The sequence below is a fragment of the uncultured Clostridium sp. genome, from assembly GCF_963527835.1.
In the GTDB taxonomy this organism is placed as follows: Bacteria; Bacillota; Clostridia; order Clostridiales; family Clostridiaceae; genus Clostridium.
The window spans coordinates 30,470-52,260 of record NZ_CAURTC010000008.1 but is presented as its reverse complement, the minus strand read 5'-3'; the positions used below and the strand labels follow the sequence as shown (position 1 = coordinate 52,260).

Genomic DNA, 21,791 nt, shown 5'->3' with positions numbered 1-21,791 from the left:
AATTTATGATACCTCTCTTCTTTCATACCATTTAGCACTTAAATAAGTTAGTATTAAAAATAAAATAGTTGAGACTATTATGCCAAATGGAATAGATGAATAAGAAAGTAACTCCGGCGTAAATGTTTGACTTTCTGGTACTGCTAATAAGCCATTAGGTAAAACCCCTAAAACTGGACACATCATTCTAAATGGATAAGAAAAAGGAATCATCCACCAATAACTTTTTATAGCCATAATTCCAAAGAAAATATTAGCTCCTAGACCTAAAATTATAGTCCCAAATAATCCTATCTTATTTTCTAAAAAAATATTTAATGGAATTTGCCACATAAACGTAATAATAATTAATATTGTTGCATAAACTCTGTTTACTAAAGCGATTTCTTTCATACTGTCTAAGTTAATTAAAAATACACCTAACTGACTACATAACAAAATAATAATACATGAAATAGATAAATTCTTTATCCCTACTAAAATCTTTGCAATCCATATTTTTTTTAAATCTACCGGAAGCGATAATACACCTTTATTTTTCATTTTCCCATCGACTCTACTTAAAAGACAACAACCTAATGAAAGTGAGCCAGGTAACATCATTGTATACCACCAGTTATAACTGTCAACTTGAAAATAATCCACTGCAAGAAACATTGATAATAAAATTGTTAATATTGGCGCTAACCATACAAGTTTATTTAAAAAGGTATTTTTTGTTTTTCTATTTTCTGATAAAAAATATTTAAGCATTTTTACTCTTCCCTTCTATACTTTCCTGCAATATCTATAAATAGTTTTTCTAATTCTTCACCTTTTCTTAATTCTCCTTGATAGCCTAAAACACCACCACATATAATTCCAATATGGTCAGCAATATGCTCTACTTCACTTAATATATGACTTGATAATATAACTGTAATTCCTTTGCTTGGGAAAGATTTTATAAGTTCTCTAAGTTCTTGTATTCCAAAAGGATCAAGACCATTAGTTGGTTCATCTAAAATCAATAGTTTAGGATTATTAAGTAATGCAATTGCAATTCCAAGCCTTTGTTTCATTCCCATTGAAAACTGCCCTGATTTTTTCTTTCCAGTATTTTTAAGATCAACTATATCAAGAACTTCATCAATTCTTGAATCTGGAAGTCCAAGTACTGTAGTTCTAACTTTTAAATTTTCCATTGCACTTAAATTTTCATATAATGGAGCACTTTCTATTAAAGACCCTATAAACTTTAAATCTGCTCTATTCCATTTATGATCATTAAATAATATTTCTCCAAAGCTAGGCTTAATCATCCCTGTAATCATCTTTAATATAGTTGACTTTCCTGCACCATTAGGACCTAATAAGCCATAAATAGAATTTTTCTCAACTTTAATAGATACCTCCTTAACTGCCTCTTGTTTTTTAAATCTCTTACTTAAATTTTTTGTTTCTAAAATAATATCCTTCATTTTTCATTCCTCCATACAATAAAAGAATAACTTCTAATTATAAGAAAACTATAAGGAAATGAAAAAAGATTCATCACTAAAAATTGATGAATCTTTTTGTTTTCTTATATTAAATTTCTAAATTATAGGCTTTGTTTAAATATGTGTTTATATATGCGATAGGTAAAGTGGCATTGTAATTGGACTTTGAGAATAGTTAAGTGAGAGTTAAAAAGTGAATGTCCAAATTTTACATTTTGTAAAATGAGCTCTCACACAGTGCATTTCATATTTTGTTTCTCAAACTTACTCAGCGACTATATAGGAGTCGAGTTTTATTTTTAATTCATATTTACTGCTTGTCGCAATTTTATATTTGGAACAAGCTAAAATAGGACTATAATCATTTCTAGTATTCCTAAGTTCAATTACTCCGTCCACTTTACTTATGCATATATAAACATCTTACTAAAAAATATCCTTTTATAATCTATCGGTAACATTTAATAGAAAACTATTTATCTTTATAATAAGCATTACTTATTTCATTAATCTATCGTCATATTAATTCCATTTTCTTTTAAATATTCATGACACTTCTTATAATTTGGCATAACGTCCTCTACTCTGTTCCAAAATTGGTTTGAATGATTTCTAAAATCCATATGACACATTTCATGTACAACGATATAATCAATCACTTCAAGTGGTGCCATGCTTATTCTCCAATTGAAAAAAGTTTCATTTTTTATATTTATACTGGCATATCTCCTTTTTTGTTCTTTAACTGTTACCTTAGTTATCTTATCTTTAAGCTTGAATTCGTATAATTTTATTCGCTCTTTAACTATACTTAAAGTCTTACACCTATACCAATTTTCTAAAGCATTTTTCAATTTTTCAACATCATATGTATTAGTTTTTATAATAAATTCAGATTGACCCTCTATATTGGAATTTAAACTTTCATCAATAAAATCTACAGATATTTTCTTCACTTTATCATTGAAAATTAAATGAATGGGATATTCTTTTCCTAAGTACATAAATGTGTTTCCTTCTTTAAATTCTCTCTTCACTTTTTTATTCAAAACAGTTTTTAATTCTTTTCTCTTTTCAATAATCCAATCGTTTTTTTCATTAAGAAAATTTAATATATATTCTTTTGATATTCTCATAGGTGCTATAACTTGTACTTCTCCATTTATATCTATTTTTATACAAATAGACTTTCTTTTTCTCCTTATAATCTGAAAATCAATACTTTCACCTTTGTATTCAAAATTCATTTAAATTCCTCCAAAGTTACATAACTATTCTTCTTTTTAATAAATATCTATTCCTAAATTATATAGTTATACTTTAAAAGTCAGTAACAATTTTGAGTTACTGACTTTTTGTTCTTCGTATATTAATATAAACTTTTTTTATTAGTAATAATAAAAAATATATAATTACTACGTTAATAAAAAGTTCAAATATGTTAATATTCATTCCTTTATTGCCATTAAATAGATTAACAAATAAATTTGAATTACTATCATTCAATTGATATATATATAAATACCTATACGGAAATCCAAATAAACATTCAATTATACTTCCATTTTTTATGATAGTAGCTGGTATAATAAATGTAATAATTATGGATATTATTATACTTAATTTAAACTCAATAGTTTGTATTCTCCTCATAATTACATCCTCACAACAAGATATTTTTTCATATTGTTAATACCTATCTTTAAATAGTATATCTTTATTACAGCATAAATTGCCAATATATTTTTAATCGCCTTTAAAAGCTCACTTTTAAGCAATTTACATAATAATTTCATCTATCCATTTTATTGCTTTTTCTATATTTTTATCTTTATCATTTTTAATTGGTTCAAGGAAATCAATTTCTCCTATAAAATTATTATTAGGAATTTCATTCTTTATATTCTTAAAGAATTTTGATGCTCCACCGCCGCCATGGCAAGCAAATAATCCTATGTTTTTGTTTTCTATATTATAAGTATCTAAAAAAGTATTAAATGGTGGTGCATATGTGCCTACCCATATAGGTGTTCCAATAAAAATATTTGCGTATTTTTCTATATCAATATCTATGTTCTTAAGCTTTGGCTTTTCTTTAAATAATACACTTTTGCCTCCCCAAAAGAACTTCTTAAATCCTGAATTACAGTAACTCTTCTCTGGTATCAATTCTAAAATATCAGCATTCAATTTTTTAGCTATAGTATTTGCTATAAGCTTTGTACTTCCTTCTAATGAATAAAATACTACTAAATTTTTCATATATACTCCCTACTTTTCACATTTATTTTAGTAAGATACTAATATTTAATTTTTACTATTTTAATATTGGAAATATGCATTAATTACACAGTTTTTTGATAATTAGAATTTCATAATATCATATTCTTTATACTATTATATCATAAACTTAGACTTTGATTTTGACTTAATGCAACACTTATATATAATTTTCTAAATTTTACCTACATATATTTTCTTATATATGTTGTATAATCTAAAGTAAATTAAGAAAAAGTATATTATTAAATACAATATATAATTTAATGATTATTTTAAATATATCAACAAATTACTATAAGAATAAACTAATTTAGAAGATTAGTATTTTATTCTAAGGAATGAGAAAACTATATGTAATTTATTTTATACAAAGGAGTATTATTGATGGAGCAAATATTTAATACTATATTATCTAAGCTTGATGCTATTGAGCAAAATCAAAATTCAATAAAGTTTGATATTAATGTTTTGCAAGCTGATATTAATATATTAAAGTCTGATGTTTCTTCTACTAAGATTGATGCAATTAAATTGCAATCTGATGTTTCAAATATAAATAAAAAACTTGATACCATTTACGATCAAACAGCAAATTTAACAGAATTCAGTACAGAAACTAAGGATAACTTAAATTCTATATCGGAAAAAGTAATTTAATATAACCCTTTAAAAATCGGAGTATAGGTAATATTTAAACATGCTTATACTCCAATTTTTATATTTATTTAAAAGTATACATTAAGCATTTATTGATATTCTATTGTGAACATAAATTCCAAATAATATGATATACTTGTTATTAAATTAGCTAATATTAAAATACTAGGAAATAAATTATGCATAAAAAATCACCCCCCACATCATTTTTATAAATTTAATAATGATGTGAAAAGTGAAAAATCAAATTATAATCTACTTGAAACCAACATCTAATCTACCTTTAGTACTCTTGTAGCATATTTCATATTAGATGTACTTAATGTACTTATCTTTACAACATCACCAGTATGTGGTGCATGTAAATACTTATCATCCCCTATGTAAAGTCCAACATGTGTTGAATTTGATGATTTATTAAATACCAAATCACCTGGTTTTAATTCTGATAAATTAATAGTTTCTGCAAAGCTTTGTTGATCTTGTGATACTCTTGGCAACTCTATACCTTGTGAGTTGAACACATATTGCATAAGACCCGAACAATCAAACCCTTCTGGAGTTGTTCCTCCCCATAAATAAGGAATTCCTAAATACTTTTGAGCTTCCTTAATTATAGCTCTAGCTTCATCTGATATATCAGACGATAATGTTATTGGTATTATACTGCTTGTACTATCTATTAATATATCACTATTTTCTTGTACATAATCTACAAGTTGCTTCTTTTGATCTTCTAGCTCTTTAAGATTTTTTTCTATTTCATCTTTATTTTTTTGTAATTCTTCATTTTCTTTTTCTATTTTATTTTGCATATCATTAAGATTTTGTTCAGCATTTTTAGCTTCTGTAACAAGCTTTTTATCACTCTTACACATTTGAGAAATTACTTGAACTTTTTCTACAGCATCCATTACATTTCCTGAAGTAAATAAAGCGTCTAAATATTTTAATGGTGTCACTTCAAATCCACCATCCATATGAACATTTCTTAATCTTTCAGATAATAGTTCATCCTTTTTTTGTAAATTCTTTTTAGCTATTTCTAGCTCTTCTTCATTTGCTTTTATTTCATTTTCTTTTTCTAAAATTTGCTCTTTATATTTATTTAACTTGTCCATATTTGTTTCAATTTTACTATCATATTCTTGTATGTTTTGAATAACTTCATTTATACTTAAATTATTTGGAGCTGCAAGGACTGGTGTAGTACTACTCACAGAATTAAAAAGTATAACTGCTGATATAATTATAGTTGTAAACTTCTTTTTCATCATATTCTCCTTATATAGTTTTATACAATATAAAACCTTGATATCTATCTATTCATCCAATGGATATCTCAGTAAATTTAATTTTATGAGTATAGAAGACTATCTTTATTATAAAGCAAAGTCAGTTCCTATTTTTTACGAATTTATTAATAATTCATTAATTAATAAAAAATTATAATTTTTCAAACAAAAAAGTGGCTAATATAGCCACTTTCCTCAAAATCTTATGAATTGAAATATAAATTTGTCTTTATGTAACATATTATTTAAAATATTCTTCTAAGATTCTTCTATCAAGTTTTTCAAATTCATATTTTTCTAAATTATTTTTACTTATCCAATTTGCATCAGCATAACTTTTGTCCAAAACATATCTTTCTCTAAGTACTCCAGTATATGCCTTTACTGCTTCTTCTTCATTTATACTGAATTCTTTAAATTCTTCAAGTTGAAAAAGTACTGTTTTTAACATTTTATTTGCTGCTTTACTTAAAGATCTTTGACAATCTTTTTTTCCTTTTAAGGGTGTGTTAAGTAATGACCATATTTCCTGTTGTCTTCTTTTAACCTTCTTTTTTAAAACTAAAATGTTGTTAAAATCATCTTTTAATATTAATACACATCCAATAATATTCATAGCTGTATTCTCCCCACATTTAATCTCTTGTATTTTATTTTATAAATAAATTATAACTCAATAGTCTAAATTATGAAACATATTTGACATAATTTTTATATTAATAAAAATATCAAATAATGCTACTAGAAAATTTTTCATATTTTACTATTTTTATTAAATATGATATAAAATTAATAAATTAATATTATAATATTAATTTAAAACTTATCCATGGATGTTTTTTCGGTTTTTTATGATTTTTTTAATAGATTGTTAATTTATCTAAGATGTAAATTTTAAAAAAGTAAGTTATATTATACTTAAGAAAAGATTTTAAACTTAAAGAATTTATTATAAAATATTTTTTGAATCGGAGGGATTATTATGAACTATGGAACACTAAAAAAATCTAAATTACACTTAGTGGCTAACGCTACTAAAAATATCTCTCAAAATAAAAGTTTAGAAAATTCATTAGATTTATTAGCAATTTTAACAAAACTATGGAATTGTATTTCTAATTTATTTAATAATAATTCGGAATCTATTTATTATAGTAACAAGTATTATAATCATAATACTAAATATACAGTTGAAGACCCTACTGAGATAACATTAATTTCATCAAGAAGAACTTTTTATTAAAATGAATATTTTACAATTAATATAAATTTTATACAATAATTATTATTGAAGTCTCAGACTGTTTTAATAAAGCAGTCTGAGACTTCCTTTTTTCATATTTCTATAATCTCTAAATTTATTTTAATATTTATACTTTACCTTAATATATGCCACATTTTAAGCTATGTGTTACGTAAAATCGGTTGTGCAAAACCTTCCATATTTCCTGGTGTAATCGTATTAAATATGCTACAATTTAACTATACTTTAAATGAAAGGATGAATACATAATGAACGAACCAAAAATCGGACAAATATATAAAAGAGAACTTATGGTTACAAAAGATACACTAGCAGTTAATGTTGGAAGCGGAAGTGTTGAAGTTTTTGCGACTCCAATGGTTGCAGCTATCATGGAAGGCGCTGCTGCTGATTTAGCTCAAACTTTTTTAGAAGATATTTATACTACTGTTGGTACCAAAATCACAGTAAATCATCTAGCAGCAACTGCAGAAGGTGTTAAAGTTTATGCTGAAGCTGAACTTACAGCCGTAGACGGTCGTAAATATTCTTTTTCATTAAAGGCATTTGATAACAATGGCTTAATTGCTACTGGTGAGCATGAGCGTGTATGCGTAAAAAAAGATAGCTTTATAAACAAAGCAATTGAACGTAAAAATTCATAGTTTTGTTTTATATATTCCCAAAATCTTATTTAACCAAGAAGAGACTAACAAATTGATTTTTGCAATGATTTTGTTAGTCTCTTTTTTCTCATTCATTCTTTAGGGGTACTCATAATATCTTTAAAATATAGTATCTTAAAAGTTATCCACATATTCTTTAGTAATATAATTTCCTAAAGAATAAAAAAACTGTTGCATTTTATTAGCAACAGCTCTAAAATCTTCTCAAAATTTTTCTTTACTCTATAATATGCTCATGATCATATATATGTTTTTCACAATATGCATAATCACCTTTACATTTACTACAATATCTAAATAACATATTAGGATCATCTTTATCTGTCATTCCACACACTACACATTTGTGTCTGTATTCTTTTTTATTTCCTTTTATCGATTTTTTATATTCACTCATTCTTATTACAGAACCTGTTCTAACTTTTGTTTCTTTATAATTACTTTTCCCAAAAAACAACAAGTAATTAATTATTGGTACTAGACATATAATTACCCCTATAAATCCTCCACCATTGATTAATGAAAAAACTATATCAAATATTATTTTTGCCCATGCTAGATATCCAAGCCATTTCATTTTTACAGGTATTATAAAAAATAATAATACAGTATATTCAGGAAATAGTTTTGCAAATGCTAAGAAAATTGATAATGTCACGGCTGCACCGGTTGCAGGCATTCCTGTTAAAAATGATATTATTATAGTACTTAACATTCCAACAAAGAAATAAACATTAAATTTAAATCCGCCCCATACATTCTCTAATGTAGTGCCTACAATATAATCAAAATATAGTCCTAACGCTACCATGAATATACTTCCACTTAGAGGCGGTATTAATACAAATGTAATAAGTCTCCAAATTTCACCATTCATTATAGCTTGTGGGGATAAAACTAATTTATCTACATAACTAAAGTTACCTAAAATAATGTATGTCACCGCATACACAAAAGCACTTAAGCTAATAACTAACCACATTAAATTAGGTATATAATATTTACCAAACTTTCTTTCTAGTTTATTAAGCCAATTCATTTGTGAACTTCCTTTCTAAAAATACTATTTGCTTTGTTATAATTTTACCATAAAGCTTTCTAGAATAAAACAAAAAGCAGAGCCTTCCCAAACTCTGCTTTTCTTTTTGTATTATATGTTAAGATATAATACTTTAAATTATTAATATTCCCGAATTTATTCTTTCCCAAAAATAATATCTATTCATAAAAAATTATTTTACACTTCCAATAATTTTTATTACTTTATCTTCACTTATTCCTTTATCTGAATTTATAGAATATGATAAATCCTCATCACTCCAGTTTGCAGTGTTAATTACCTCATCATTTCCTTTTAATGAAACAATTTTATCATTTATATTTATGTTCTTTTCTATTTCATATTTAGAATCATTAATTTTCTCTTCTTTAGAAACCTCTTTCTTTACTTCAAGATCTAATTTTACATCACTATTTTCGTAACTTATTAATATATTATTATTTTCTTTAAGGTTTATATTTTTTATATCTTTATTTTCTATAACTTCTTGAGGTGTTTTTATAGAAAAATCTAAATTGGAATTTAATTCATCTAAATTTTTAAAATTTTTATTTAAGTTTTTATCACTCTGAACTAATTTAATTTTACTATCAGTGTAATTATTATCATATGCTGCTTGTATTATTGGTTTCGAATTATTTAAAGAATCTTCTTTTATATTTGTTTCTGTTTCTTGTTCTATGTTTTTCTCTTTGGGAATTTCTTCTTTGATGTTATTTGAACTTTTATTAGTTGCATTATTATTTGACATATTATTACTTATTGAGTTATTGCTTGCTGAAGTTCTATTATAATTATCTTTAGTTTTTTCTGATGAAGTTTCTTCACCTAACTCTAAGTTCTTCTCATTATTTTCATATGCATCTGCATCTATGCCATTTACATTTGAGCTTTCATTACTGTTATCTTTTGTTTGATTAAATGATATTTCTTTATTGTCATTTAATGACATTTTCATTTTATCATTTAAACTCATTTTTATATTAACTGAAAATACAATAATACTAAAGCATGCTGCTGCTGCTAAAGCTCCTAAACTTCTATAACTTCTCTTTTTCAATTTGCCTTTTGTATTTTCTTGATTTATAAAATCTATATTATTTAGTATTCTTTTTTTCATTTCATCATCTACAGTAATTTTATCCATAGTCTTTTTATAATTCTTGCTCAAAATCATATTCCTCCTTTAATTTGTCTTTTAGTATGTTTCTGGCTCTATGCAATAATGACCGTACTGTAGATTCCTTTTTATTAATTAAATTTGAAATTTGAATTGTAGAGTAATCTTCATAATAAAATAAATGTATAACCTCTCTATATTTAGTAGGTAACTTCATAACAGCCTCAAAGACATCATGATTTAAATAGTTATCATAGTATGGAAGCTCTTGAAACTCTTCTCTTTTTTTAAACCAAGAAGATTTTAATTTATTTTTACAAATATTTCTACTAACACATATAAGCCATGCTTTTTTATGTTCTTCATTTTCAAATTCATTTGTACCCTGAATTAGTTTAAGTAAAACTTCTTGTAATACATCTTCAGCATCATGTATATTTTTCATATATGAATATCCAAGTCTTAATATCATATCCCCATATTTATCTAAATCTTGTGAAATATGTTCATCTATATATAGTGAATTACCCATAAGGTAGTTTCCCCCTTCACTTGTAAAACAATTAAGGAACATAAAATGTTGCATTAATATGAAATTTTTTCATTTATCTATAATTATCTTTAATACTATATTTTTTCTTGTTATTCATTTAATATCCAAGCTATACTACAACAATTACTTTTTAAAAGTATTAAGATAATGATTAAAAATTATTATTTTGATATTAATGTAATATAATTTATTATACTAAAATAAGCTATATTATTGAAAAAACAATAATATAGCTTATTTTTAATGCCTTAAATATTATTCATTTAATAAAGTATGTATTATTCTTGTTGCATCCATATATTTAGCAATTGATTTTCCATGATTTAATCTATTTATTACTCTAGATACAAATTCTGACATATCAGCACTTGTAAACCACTCAGCATCTTTTAATGATTGCGGTATGTATGTCAAATTAGTAGAGTAAATTCTCTTTATTAATCCTTCTTCGTAAGCTTTATTAAACTTATTAAGACCTTCAGTAAAGAATGCAAATGTTGCAGCTACATATACATTTCTAGCGCCTATGCTTTTTAATTCCTTTGCGATATCAAGAACAGATTCACCAGATGCTATCATATCATCAACAATTAAAACATCTTTTCCAGTAACATCTCTTCCCATATATTCATGTTGTACTATAGGATTTTTACCATTAACTATAGTTGTATGATCTCTTCTCTTATAAAATAATCCAACATCAACACCTAATACACTTGAATAGTAAATAGCTCTATCCATTGCTCCAGTGTCCGGACTTATTACTAGTAATTTTTCTTTATTTAGTTCTAATGATTTTTCATTTAATATAATTGATTTTACTATATCATAAGTTGGATAAATATTTTCAAAAGATAATAATGGAATAGCATTTTGAATATTAGGGTCATGAACATCAAATGTAAGAATTTCGTCTACTCCTAATCTTTCTAGTTCTTGAAGTGCTAAAGCGCAGTCTAAAGATTCTCTTCCTTTACGTCTATGCTGTCTTGATTCATAAAGAAGTGGCATTATTACAGTAATTCTAGCAGCTTTTCCTCTAATAGCTGAAACTGTTCTTTTAATGTCTTGGAAATGTTCATCTGGACCTTTATGATTTTTGAAACCAAACATTTTATATGTGCAACTATAATTTCCAACGTCACATAATATGTAAATGTCTTTTCCTCTCACTGTTTCAGAAATCTTAACCTTTCCTTCACCATTAGAAAATCTTATTTCATTAATCGGTATTAAAAATGACTCCTCTTGTTTTCTAGTAGTTCTTATAAAGTCATCTATGGCCTTACCTAATTCTTTACAGCTTTCTAATGCTATTATTCCAAGTTCATGATTTAATTCAGTCATTAGTTTCTCTCCCTTTATTTATAATTTATCTTTTATTTTTAAATATATTACCTATAACAGTATATACTAAAAATACATATTTATAAATATGTTATCATAATTTTAGTAAAATATTATATATATATTATACTATATATTTATTAATCTGCATAATCCACATTATTGGAAAATACTTATTTATTTTCATATCTTTTGTTTTACTTTTTTTGACTTAAATGTATATTTGGTACACCTTTGAAATACTAAATAATAAAGGGAAGAATGCATTTATCATATTTAAAGAAAATTTCTTATGTAATTAATATGTATTCAAATTTTTCTTTCATGTATTTTGTTAAGCTTAACTTATTTTTTAAGCTTAATAAAACATGTACTTTATTAAAATTAGAAAAGAGGGGTTTTTTTATGTCAAATGTAACATTTAATGTATACGAAAGAAGTGTAAAAGAAAATAAAAAGGGTCTTAGAAGAACTGGATTGATTCCATGTGTAATCTTTGGTGAATTCTTAAAGGAATCAATTCCTGTAAAAATGACTACTGGTGAATTTAATAAGATGATAACAAACAACAATAGTGGTTCTATTATAACTTTAAATTTAAACGATAAAAAAATTAATTGTGTGGTTAAAGAAATTCAAAAACTTAGTCCTAGCAAAATTTTGCATGTTAGTTTTCAATCTGTAAAACCAAATGAAAAAATTAAGATGAGAATACCTATTAAATATGTTGGACAAGAAAATTTAGAAACAAACAGGTTATTATTAGAAACATTTACTCCTTTTATAGATTTCCAAGGAGATGTTGAAAAAATACCTGAATTCCTTGAAGTTAATGTATCTAAAATGAGTTGTGAAGATAAATTATTTGTTGAGGATATCAATGTACCCGATGATGTATTAGTAATGACTGATCCTAAGACATTACTAGCTGTAATAACTCCTTTTATTGAATAGTTCATATTTATATTGCCTCTTTTCTCTTCCTAAATTTGACTTTTAAGTATATATTTATTATGCTTTAATTAATAAGCAAAGGAGGTTGATGCATATGTGGAGCTTCAAAGTTAAGCTCTCTATATAGTTTTTATGCATTCAAATTCATTTTTGTATGGATTTATGCACCTTAACTTATTTTTTATGAGCTTAATAAAAACCATATTAAAATTCAAAAATTAGAAAAGAGGTTATTTATTATGGCAAATGTATCATTTAAGGTCTATGAAAGAAATACAAAGGAAAGTAAAAACAAACTTAGAAAAACTGGATTAATTCCGGGTATAATTTTTGGTGAATTCCTAAAGGAATCAATTTCAGTAAAAATGTGTAATGCTGAACTTCATAGGATGATAAGAAATAATAATAGTGGTTCTATTATTACTCTAGATTTAGAGGATAAAAAATTTAACTGTGTAGTTAAAGAGATACAAAAACTTAATCCTAGAGAAATTTTACATGTTAGTTTTCAATCTGTAAAACCAAATGAAAAAATTAAGATGAGAATACCTATTAAATATATTGGACAAGAAAATTTAGAAACAAAAAGATTAGTATTAGAAACATTTACTCCTTTTATAGATTTCCAAGGAGATGTTGAAAAAATCCCTGAATTTCTTGAAGTTAATGTATCTAAAATGAATTGTGAGGATAAATTATTTGTTGAAAATATTAATGTACCAAAGGATATATTGGTGACAACTGATCCTAAAACATTATTAGCTGTTATAAATCCTTGCTTATAGTTTTTTAACAAATATCATATACTATGATATTGTTTAGATAATTAATATAGTGCTTAAGAGATATGTATATTATTATTTTTTAAGAAATGGATTATTTTAATATAATAAATTAAATTAAACACATAAAATAATAGACCAAATATCTTTATATATTTTGTTTTAATACAAATAAATAAGCTTAACTAATACTAAACATATTTACTTATTTAACATAATATAACTTATATATTGGTCTATTATTATAATGTGCTTTATATATTTTAAATATGTGCTGATATATGCAATTGACAAAGTGGCACATTATCAACATAACCTTAAATAAAAATCTTTTTACATTCTTATTAATATTTCATTTATTGCTTCACTTATTTTTATTCTTTCATCATAAACCCATTCAGCATCAAACTTTAAATTAAATATTTTAGAAAGTGAATAATACATATTTACCTTTTGATAATATATTTCTAAATCATCTAAATTACCTGTATAACACTGTGGAATAAACAACTCATCTTGTTTATTAATGAATAATTCATCTACATAATTTAAGAATGTTTCCATTAAGTCATCTCTTGAAACATCAAAAGGTACTTTTAATAAATCCCATTCATCCTCTTCTTTTAATTTATATTTCTTTATTTTATCTAAAATTAAAATATACTCACTAATATCCATTTTAGTATAATAATCTAATTTTTCTTCTCTAGTACTCCATAGTGCTAACTTTTCATTCAAAGGTAAACTTTTTATTTTAAGTATTGCATCTGATGGTCCTACTACAGCTTTTCTTATAGTATTATCCTCTGCTTCTAATTTAGATTTAATAAAGTCAGCTGTACCGCCTACTCCAGCAATATATCCTACATCATAAATTCCTATTCTTCCTGCACGCCCACCAACTTGTTTTACTTCTTGCGACGTTAATTCTCTTACTTCTTCTCCATCAAACTTTCTTATGCTCATAAAAATAATTCTTCTTATTGGTAAATTAACTCCCATTCCTATAGCATCTGTAGTTACAAGAACCTTTGTTTCTTTATTAACAAATTGTTCATATTGCATTCTTCTAACTTCTGGTGGTAAATCCCCATATATTATACTAGCTTTTATTCCTTCTCGTGAATAATCCTCTGCTATTTCTAATACTCTTTTTTTTGAAAAAACTACAATAGCATCTCCGTCTTTAACATCATTATAATTAAAGTTCTTATATTCAACCTCGAGAGGAATAGATCTTTTATAATCTTTTATTTCATATTCATCATTACAATCTTTTAGCATTTTTTCTAATATATATTTTGCATTAGATGCTCCACATATATGTATTTCGTCACATTGCAATCCAAGTACAGCTTTACTCCAAGCCATGCCCCTATGAGTATCGCTAATCATTTGAATTTCATCAATTACAGCTATATCGTAATGTTCTTTTAAATTAACCTTTTCTATTGTACATGAAGCATGAGTAGCTCCAACCTTTATTATTTCTTCTTCTCCAGTTAATAAATCACAAACTACGCCTTCTTTATTAAGCCTTTCAAAATTTTCTAACGCAAGAATTCTAAGTGGAGATAAATAAACTCCATTCTTTGCAGTTTTAAGGCGCTCTATTGCATTATAAGTTTTACCAGTATTGGTATCACCTAAGTGAATATAAAATTTTCTTTTCATATGTCTAGTATGAATATATTCATCTTTTGGATTAGTTGGGAATTTTTCTTCGAATTCTTTTGCTATTAATTTTGGTATATGCATTTTAGTTAATACAGTCATTAAACCTTGATTTAAAAAGTTATTATAATTTCCACGTACAACTTGGTAAAAATCAAAATCTGTATTATTTTTATTATTATAATAATCAAGCATTCTCTTTGAAACATATTCTAATAATTGTTCATATTTTTCATACACCTGGTTGAAATCCTTTAACCCTTGATTCTCAAATTCCTTAAGATGCCTTAATTTCTTTCTAATTGAGCTTTCATGTTCTATAAGTGCTCCTGGTTTTGAATGCTCTACTATTTCCTCTATTTGATTTATCTGGCTCTTATATTTCTTAAATTCTCTTTGCGCTGCATTCTTCTTCATTAACAAAACCTCCAACTAAATAATACTGAAGAATTTATTTACCTTCTGTTTTTAATATCCTTCTAGTTTAAACCACTTACTTTTAAACTATGTCTATAATTTATATTTATATTAAAATTTTCTTAAAATACCTTGTATTTTTATTATATCACAATTAAGAATTTTCTTACTTAAAGGCTATATAAACTAATAAATTATTCATTCTATTTTAAATACCTATATCAACACTCCACTAAAATATATCTACATTATTAAATTTAATTTTATTAAAGCAAACTATTTGAAATTATTTTGTAAGTCATTTGTAACAAAGTATGGTAAATTTTGAATTAATATATTACTAAAGGAATAATAAACAAATAATAAGGAGACGATACTATGAAAAGAAATTATATACGAAAAATAATATTAGCTAGCCTAGCGCTAATAATGACTACTAGCCTACTTTTAAGTACTGGACAAAAAGCAAGTGCTTCTACTATAAATACCACTAGCTCACAAGTACAAGTAATAGAAACTAATTTAGCTAAAACTTCCTCATATTTCAATCAAGATATTACATTACCTAATCTTAAAACTGAAAGCAATAATGAAAAAATTAATATCATAAATGAAAAAATTAATAATTGTATTAACTCATTAGCATATAATATGAAAATTCAAAGTAAAGAATATTTTGATATGTTTGGAAAAGAATTTACAACTTATCCATATGAACTAAATGTAAATTATAAGTTAACTAATAATTCTACTTCACTAACAAGCTTATATACGGACATTTATTCATTTACTGGTGGTGCTCATGGAAGCACTTTAAGAAATGCATATACAGTAGACAACAATACAAAAGATTTATTATCTTTAAATAATTTGTTTATAAAAGGATATGATTATAAACAAATAATAAATGATGCAATATCAAAACAAATTATCAGTGATTCTGAAAAGTATTTTGCTTCATTACTAAATTTTGAAGGAGTTAATGATGACGTAAACTTTTATATTGATGGAGATAATCTTGTAATATACTATCAACAATATGAAATAGCACCATACTGCATGGGAATACCAGAATTCAAAATTCCTTTAAGTTTATTTGGTGAAAACTATTTATACCATAACTCTATAGCTGATTAGAAAAAATTAAAACAATAAACTAAGTGACTTCACTAAGTTTTAGTTAACATTAGATAAATAAAAGTTGAAAATTAAGACTCTGAAAATCTATAGACTTTATAAAAAAATATATATTAGAATTCTACAATTTTCTATATATCAAAAGGGAGCCGCTCTAGTAGTAGCTCCCTTTAAATTATATATTTTTATGCAATAATTGAAGTACAGAATGTAATTCTTCCACTCCTATTTGCCCAGGTGCTGATGCTTTTTTTGCAGCACCAAAAGTTAAACAAGATCCAAAAATTTCTCCTGAAATTCTACTTATAACACCTCTTCCACTCATAGACATGGTTATTATTGAATTATTGGGACATTTATGCTTTACTTCATTTGTAGCATAAAGTAAAGTTAAAACATCTATTTCACTTTGTGGCATAACAGCTATTTTAGGTAAATCACCTTTCAATTGTATCATTTTAATTAATCTAGATATAATTTCTTCTTTACATGGAGTTTTAAAAAAATCATGATTTGAAATAATAACCTTAACTTCATTATCATGTGCAACTTCTACTATCTCTTTTACTAAATCATCACCTATAAACAACTCAACATCAATTAAATCTACTAATTGAGTTTTAGCTATTTCTGAATTTAATTTCATATAGTATTCAATTGAAATTTCCTTTTCTCCACCCTCTATTTTATTTCTAAATGTAAAAATAAGTGGTATTTCATTTAAAGTTGTTGTTAATCTTAAAAGAGTATCCTTTACTTTTTCTATATCAAAAACTTCTTCGTAAAAATCAACGCGCCATTCAACTATATCTAAATTTAAATCTTTTAACTTTTCTGCTTCATCTAATATTTCTTTACTTGTAGCCCCAACAATAGGTACGCATATTTTAGGTATACCTTCACCTATTTTCACGTTTTTTACTTGTACTACCCTCTTCATATTTATTGCCCCCATACTTCTTCTCTGTTGTAGTAAATTTATATACTTTTTTATGAACATATCACAATTTAATCTTTATTTAGTATCTTTGACACTTCTATTGCAATGTTTTCGCCTTTTAAATTATTATTTATTAGTTTTATATACTTATCCTCATAATCAACTATAGTTATTAATTCTTTGTTATCTTTAGTTATTCTTCAGCATATCTTTTTAATATTTCAATAATGATATTTGTGCAAATATCCATACCTTCAACTGTTATATGTTCAAATTCACCATGATACGCAAATCCACCAGTTCCTAAATTAGGACACGGAAGCCCCATATAACTTAATCTTGCACCATCAGTACCACCTCTGATTGGTTCAACAATTGGTGTTACATTTAAACTTTTCATAGCTTCTATTGCATTATCTACTAAATGGAAACATGGTTTTACAAGTTCAACCATATTCTTATATTGTTCTTTTAATGTAACTTTAACAGTACCATCTCCATACTTTTCATTAATAAGTTTTTCAACTAATTTCATAGTAGATTTTTTAACTTCAAATTTTTCTGCATCATGGTCACGTAAAATGTATTCCATACTTGCATTATCTGTATTTCCACTTAATTTTTCTAAATAATAAAACCCTTCATATCCCTCTGTATATTCAGGTCTTTCACATGCTGGTAACATAGAATTAAATTCTATAGCTACATTCAAAGCATTTATCATAGTATTTTTAGCACTTCCTGGATGAACAGATACTCCACTTATCTCTACTTTTGCACCTGCTGCATTGAAATTTTCATATGCTATTTCGCCTTCTATTCCCCCATCAATTGTATAAGCAAAGTCTGCCCCAAAATTCTTAACATCAAAAAGATCCGCACCTTGACCAACCTCTTCATCAGGAGTAAATCCTACACAAATCTTTCCATGAGGTATATTTTCATTCATTATAGTTTCACATGCAGTAAGTATCTCAGCAATGCCTGCTTTATCATCAGCACCAAGAAGTGTTGTTCCATCTGTTGTAATAAGTGTTCTTCCCTTTAAAGTTTTTAAATGTGGAAATCTTTCTGGAGATAAAATGCTGTTATTTCCCTTTAATATAACATCTCCGCCATCATAATTTTCAATCACTTGAGGTTTTACATTTTCTCCACAAGCAGCTGGTGCTGTATCCATATGAGCTATAAGTCCTATACTATTTTTATCTTCATAGCCTTTAGTTGCTGGAATAAATCCATAAACATAACACTGCTCATCACATCTAACATCTTTAAACCTGAGTTCTTTCATTTCTTCTACAAGTAAATTTGCTAAATCAAATTGTCTTTTAGTTGTTGGATGTGTTAAAGAATTTTCATCTGATGTAGTATATACCTTTACATATTTTAATAAACGTTCATAAGCTTTCATTTAAATTACCTTCTTCCTTAAATATCTCGTGTAGCCTACGCTAAACGGATTGATTTTACTCATTTCATGCATCGACTACATATAAACAATATAGTCTATAATTAAATTTTTTAATATGGTTTTTTTATTATATGTTGCCAATTCCATGGCAATTGATAATTTTTAATATAACATTTTGTTTAACTAATCATTGTATTTTCGTATTGTTTTATATAATTATTATCATCTAAATATTATATTTCTTCAATATTTTCTTCTAATATTAATCCCCCAAATTAATTTTAATCCTTTTCATTAGTTTCTATATCTATTTATAAATTTCATAGTATCTTACTTATTATTTTTAACAAATATTACTTTTTTTCAAATATCAATAAGAATTCTATTACTGTTCAGTCATATTTAAATATTTGAATTTTTGTAAAAAATATTTCTTCATAAAATACTCAATCAAATAGATTAATCTAACTAATAGCCCTACTTATAGTATTATATCAAATAATTTACAATATATATAAATTATTATGTATATATAAAAATAATTAACATATATTAAATCATAAGCAAGTTCACATAAAAAATATAATGTTGAGAGGTTAAATAGCTATGGATTTAATGTATATTAAATATAAAAATACCATGAAGTCAACTACTATAAAAGAAGGTAATAACCTAATTAAAAGTGAATCTAAAATAATCCCATTGAAATCCAATAATAAAATCAAAGAATCTAAAAATTATTCCAATAAAATATCAAATAAGATAAGTGACGATAAAATCGATGAAAAAATCACCAATTTCTTCTTTAATGCAGTTCATAAAAACTACTTAAATAATAAAAAAAATTTTTTTTAATAATATAAAAGATAAATAGTACTCATATTTATTTATACAACTATAACTTAAAAAAAATATATAAATTGCCCTAACTAGATTAGAAAATTTAGTTAGGGCAATTTACTATGTTCTTACTAATAATTTAGTTCATCTAAATATATATATCCATATAAATCTTGTGTATTATATAGTTCTCTATATTTGAATAGTGATCCATGCCAAGATGATTCTGATATATATACCTTGTTATTTTCTATTTTTTCAATTACTGCAACATGACCAAATCCACCTGAACCTGCTAAAGATGGCTTCCATACAGCTAGAGCCCCTACCTTTGGTTTATTGCCTGTTTTATATTTACCAGTATCAAGATTAGATTGCCACCACTCATATCCATTCCCTAGGAATTTTGCATCAATTGGTGCTTGTCCAGTAAGTTCCCATATACGTCCCCATGCATACCATGTACAGTTTCCTAATATAGGACTTCCATCATCTTTTAAAAATGGTGGAGAAAGTTTTACTTTATAAAATATATTATTATTAGAATAATAATATTTATTATCTAAAGCTGGCGGTGCCGTTCTTTCTTCACCAAGCTCTACGTTTAGCCCTTCATCTAAATCCTCTTTATTATCTTCATTTAATTCTTCATCTATTATCTCATCGTCATCACTTATAAATTTTATCCATTCACTACTTGACCATCCCGTTAAATCATTATATGAAATTTTATAGAAACCATTTACTTCTTTCCCTATAACCTTTACTTTACTTTTCTTAGGTACAGTTCCCAATATATTTGATGAAGCTGATGGTTCTTCTCTTACATTTAATGGTGAACTTTCTGTTATAACATATCCTTTTCTAATTTTGTCAGAGCTTGTCTCATCACTTTCGATTGAATTAGATATTTCTTTACTTAGTAATTGACCATTTTCAGAAAATACATATACATCTCCATCAATTGTTAATTTTCCAGTTACCATTTCACCACTAGAATTAAGATAATAAATATTACCATTATCCTCTAACCATCCAATATCCATTGAGCCATCATTAGATAAGTAATACCATTTTTCATTTTTATCTTTTAACCATCCAGTAAGCATAACCCCACTATTTGAAAGATAATACCATTTATTATCTGTATCTTTAAGCCAACCGATATCCATAGCACCACTTCTAGATAGGTGATACCACTTATTATCATTATCCTTAAACCATCCACTCTGCATTTCTCCACTACTTGCTAAGTAATACCATCTTCCATCATTGTCTTTTAACCAGCCTGTATTCATAATGCCGTTTATATTGAAATAGTACCAAGAACTATTTATATCTTTCCATCCAGTTGCTTTAGTATCATTTTCGAGCCAATTCCACTTATTTTGTGAATCTTTTTGCCATGCAGCATATGCCGTCACTGAATTTAAACTTAATAACATAGTAATTGTTAAAGATGTAAATATTATCTTCGTTAGATATCTTTTTTTCACCTATTTTTTCTCCCCTTAAGTCAATTATTAATGTTTTTTGTCATTTGAATTAAAATAGCATTGCTATTTTAATAATTTAATATGTTAGACATAATTATATCATATATAATAGCAAACATTGAGTTACTTTCCACAATATTTTAATTATTTTTACAATATTCATCAATAGTTTTTTATATTAATTTTATATTTAATTTACCTACTACTTTTTTAAGAAAAATTATATACATTAATATATAATTTTCTTAAATTAATATGTTATAATCTTATAAATTAACATAAAAGTGCTTTTATTATAATATTTTCCTATAACTTATAATATGTTATACTATAAGTTGTTATAAACTGACTTAATTTTGAATTTTTTATATTAAAAACATTATCATTTACTATAAGATTTATTTGTGTGAAG

At 25.4% G+C, this 21,791-nt stretch carries 21 protein-coding genes; 7 read left to right on the top strand and 14 right to left on the bottom strand.

Going from position 1 to position 21,791, the window contains the following annotated elements; translation table 11 throughout:
* Nucleotides 1-3 precede the first annotated feature (3 nt).
* From RYM86_RS06410 to RYM86_RS06395, 4 genes are all read right to left on the bottom strand, one after another.
* A complete protein-coding gene (locus RYM86_RS06410; RefSeq protein WP_315078828.1) occupies nt 4-753 on the bottom strand; it encodes a lantibiotic immunity ABC transporter MutE/EpiE family permease subunit in 750 nt (249 codons plus the stop codon).
* Nucleotides 754-755: 2 nt separating this feature from the next.
* A complete protein-coding gene (locus RYM86_RS06405) occupies nt 756-1,460 on the bottom strand; it encodes a lantibiotic protection ABC transporter ATP-binding protein (RefSeq protein WP_315078826.1) in 705 nt (234 codons plus the stop codon).
* Between the two features lie 527 nt (nt 1,461-1,987).
* Nucleotides 1,988-2,728, bottom strand: coding sequence for a SprT family zinc-dependent metalloprotease (locus RYM86_RS06400; RefSeq protein ID WP_315078825.1), 741 nt, complete (start codon nt 2,726-2,728; stop codon nt 1,988-1,990).
* A 532-nt stretch (nt 2,729-3,260) separates the two neighbouring features.
* Nucleotides 3,261-3,743 carry a flavodoxin gene (locus RYM86_RS06395; protein ID WP_315078823.1) on the bottom strand — a complete coding sequence of 161 codons (483 nt, stop codon included), beginning with the start codon at nt 3,741-3,743 and terminating at the stop codon, nt 3,261-3,263.
* A 405-nt stretch (nt 3,744-4,148) separates the two neighbouring features.
* On the opposite strand from RYM86_RS06395, the gene RYM86_RS06390 reads away from it, so the two are divergent.
* Nucleotides 4,149-4,421, top strand: a complete 273-nt coding sequence (locus tag RYM86_RS06390) for a hypothetical protein (RefSeq protein ID WP_315078820.1) — start codon at nt 4,149-4,151, stop codon at nt 4,419-4,421.
* Between the two features lie 272 nt (nt 4,422-4,693).
* Here the strand turns inward: RYM86_RS06390 and RYM86_RS06385 are convergent, their stop codons facing one another.
* Both RYM86_RS06385 and RYM86_RS06380 read right to left on the bottom strand, forming a co-directional pair.
* A complete protein-coding gene (locus RYM86_RS06385; RefSeq protein WP_315078818.1) occupies nt 4,694-5,695 on the bottom strand; it encodes an NlpC/P60 family protein in 1,002 nt (333 codons plus the stop codon).
* A 262-nt stretch (nt 5,696-5,957) separates the two neighbouring features.
* A complete protein-coding gene (locus RYM86_RS06380; protein ID WP_315078817.1) occupies nt 5,958-6,332 on the bottom strand; it encodes a hypothetical protein in 375 nt (124 codons plus the stop codon).
* A gap of 366 nt (nt 6,333-6,698) precedes the next feature.
* On the opposite strand from RYM86_RS06380, the gene RYM86_RS06375 reads away from it, so the two are divergent.
* Together RYM86_RS06375 and RYM86_RS06370 are read left to right on the top strand one after the other, a co-directional pair.
* On the top strand, nt 6,699-6,959 hold the full coding sequence (locus RYM86_RS06375) for a hypothetical protein (protein ID WP_315078816.1): 261 nt from the start codon (nt 6,699-6,701) through the stop codon (nt 6,957-6,959).
* A 269-nt stretch (nt 6,960-7,228) separates the two neighbouring features.
* The gene (locus RYM86_RS06370; RefSeq protein WP_315078815.1) at nt 7,229-7,624 is read left to right on the top strand and encodes a thioesterase family protein; all 396 of its coding nucleotides are present in this window, start codon (nt 7,229-7,231) and stop codon (nt 7,622-7,624) included.
* A 238-nt stretch (nt 7,625-7,862) separates the two neighbouring features.
* Here RYM86_RS06370 and RYM86_RS06365 read toward each other — a convergent pair whose 3' ends face one another.
* The 4 genes from RYM86_RS06365 to RYM86_RS06350 form a co-directional block, all read right to left on the bottom strand.
* Nucleotides 7,863-8,684 carry a hypothetical protein gene (locus RYM86_RS06365; protein ID WP_315078814.1) on the bottom strand — a complete coding sequence of 274 codons (822 nt, stop codon included), beginning with the start codon at nt 8,682-8,684 and terminating at the stop codon, nt 7,863-7,865.
* Between the two features lie 193 nt (nt 8,685-8,877).
* Nucleotides 8,878-9,882 carry a hypothetical protein gene (locus RYM86_RS06360; RefSeq protein WP_315078813.1) on the bottom strand — a complete coding sequence of 335 codons (1,005 nt, stop codon included), beginning with the start codon at nt 9,880-9,882 and terminating at the stop codon, nt 8,878-8,880.
* Complete coding sequence (locus tag RYM86_RS06355) at nt 9,860-10,357, bottom strand: sigma-70 family RNA polymerase sigma factor (protein ID WP_315078811.1); 498 nt, start codon at nt 10,355-10,357, stop codon at nt 9,860-9,862. The genes RYM86_RS06360 and RYM86_RS06355 overlap by 23 nt, the downstream gene beginning before the upstream one ends.
* Before the next feature lie 276 nt (nt 10,358-10,633).
* A complete protein-coding gene (locus tag RYM86_RS06350) occupies nt 10,634-11,725 on the bottom strand; it encodes a ribose-phosphate pyrophosphokinase (RefSeq protein ID WP_315078810.1) in 1,092 nt (363 codons plus the stop codon).
* A 405-nt stretch (nt 11,726-12,130) separates the two neighbouring features.
* Between RYM86_RS06350 and RYM86_RS06345 the strand changes: the two genes are divergently transcribed.
* Together RYM86_RS06345 and RYM86_RS06340 are read left to right on the top strand one after the other, a co-directional pair.
* The gene (locus RYM86_RS06345; RefSeq protein ID WP_315078809.1) at nt 12,131-12,679 is read left to right on the top strand and encodes a 50S ribosomal protein L25; all 549 of its coding nucleotides are present in this window, start codon (nt 12,131-12,133) and stop codon (nt 12,677-12,679) included.
* Between the two features lie 239 nt (nt 12,680-12,918).
* Nucleotides 12,919-13,464 (top strand): 50S ribosomal protein L25, encoded by a 546-nt coding sequence (locus RYM86_RS06340; protein ID WP_315078808.1) that lies wholly within the window; start codon nt 12,919-12,921, stop codon nt 13,462-13,464.
* Between the two features lie 330 nt (nt 13,465-13,794).
* Here RYM86_RS06340 and RYM86_RS06335 read toward each other — a convergent pair whose 3' ends face one another.
* Entirely contained in the window at nt 13,795-15,552 is a 1,758-nt protein-coding gene (locus tag RYM86_RS06335; RefSeq protein ID WP_315078806.1) for a helicase-related protein, read from the bottom strand.
* Nucleotides 15,553-15,930: 378 nt separating this feature from the next.
* On the opposite strand from RYM86_RS06335, the gene RYM86_RS06330 reads away from it, so the two are divergent.
* Nucleotides 15,931-16,689, top strand: coding sequence for a DUF3298 domain-containing protein (locus tag RYM86_RS06330; protein ID WP_315078805.1), 759 nt, complete (start codon nt 15,931-15,933; stop codon nt 16,687-16,689).
* Nucleotides 16,690-16,864: 175 nt separating this feature from the next.
* Here RYM86_RS06330 and aroD read toward each other — a convergent pair whose 3' ends face one another.
* Together aroD and pepT are read right to left on the bottom strand one after the other, a co-directional pair.
* Nucleotides 16,865-17,629, bottom strand: coding sequence for a type I 3-dehydroquinate dehydratase (gene aroD / locus RYM86_RS06325; protein ID WP_315078802.1), 765 nt, complete (start codon nt 17,627-17,629; stop codon nt 16,865-16,867).
* A 193-nt stretch (nt 17,630-17,822) separates the two neighbouring features.
* On the bottom strand, nt 17,823-19,043 hold the full coding sequence (gene pepT, locus RYM86_RS06320) for a peptidase T (protein ID WP_315078800.1): 1,221 nt from the start codon (nt 19,041-19,043) through the stop codon (nt 17,823-17,825).
* Between the two features lie 606 nt (nt 19,044-19,649).
* Between pepT and RYM86_RS06315 the strand changes: the two genes are divergently transcribed.
* The gene (locus RYM86_RS06315) at nt 19,650-19,898 is read left to right on the top strand and encodes a hypothetical protein (protein WP_315078799.1); all 249 of its coding nucleotides are present in this window, start codon (nt 19,650-19,652) and stop codon (nt 19,896-19,898) included.
* A gap of 116 nt (nt 19,899-20,014) precedes the next feature.
* On the opposite strand, the gene RYM86_RS06310 is transcribed toward RYM86_RS06315, so the two are convergent.
* Nucleotides 20,015-21,379 carry a CHAP domain-containing protein gene (locus RYM86_RS06310; RefSeq protein WP_315078797.1) on the bottom strand — a complete coding sequence of 455 codons (1,365 nt, stop codon included), beginning with the start codon at nt 21,377-21,379 and terminating at the stop codon, nt 20,015-20,017.
* Between the last annotated feature and the right edge of the window lie 412 nt (nt 21,380-21,791).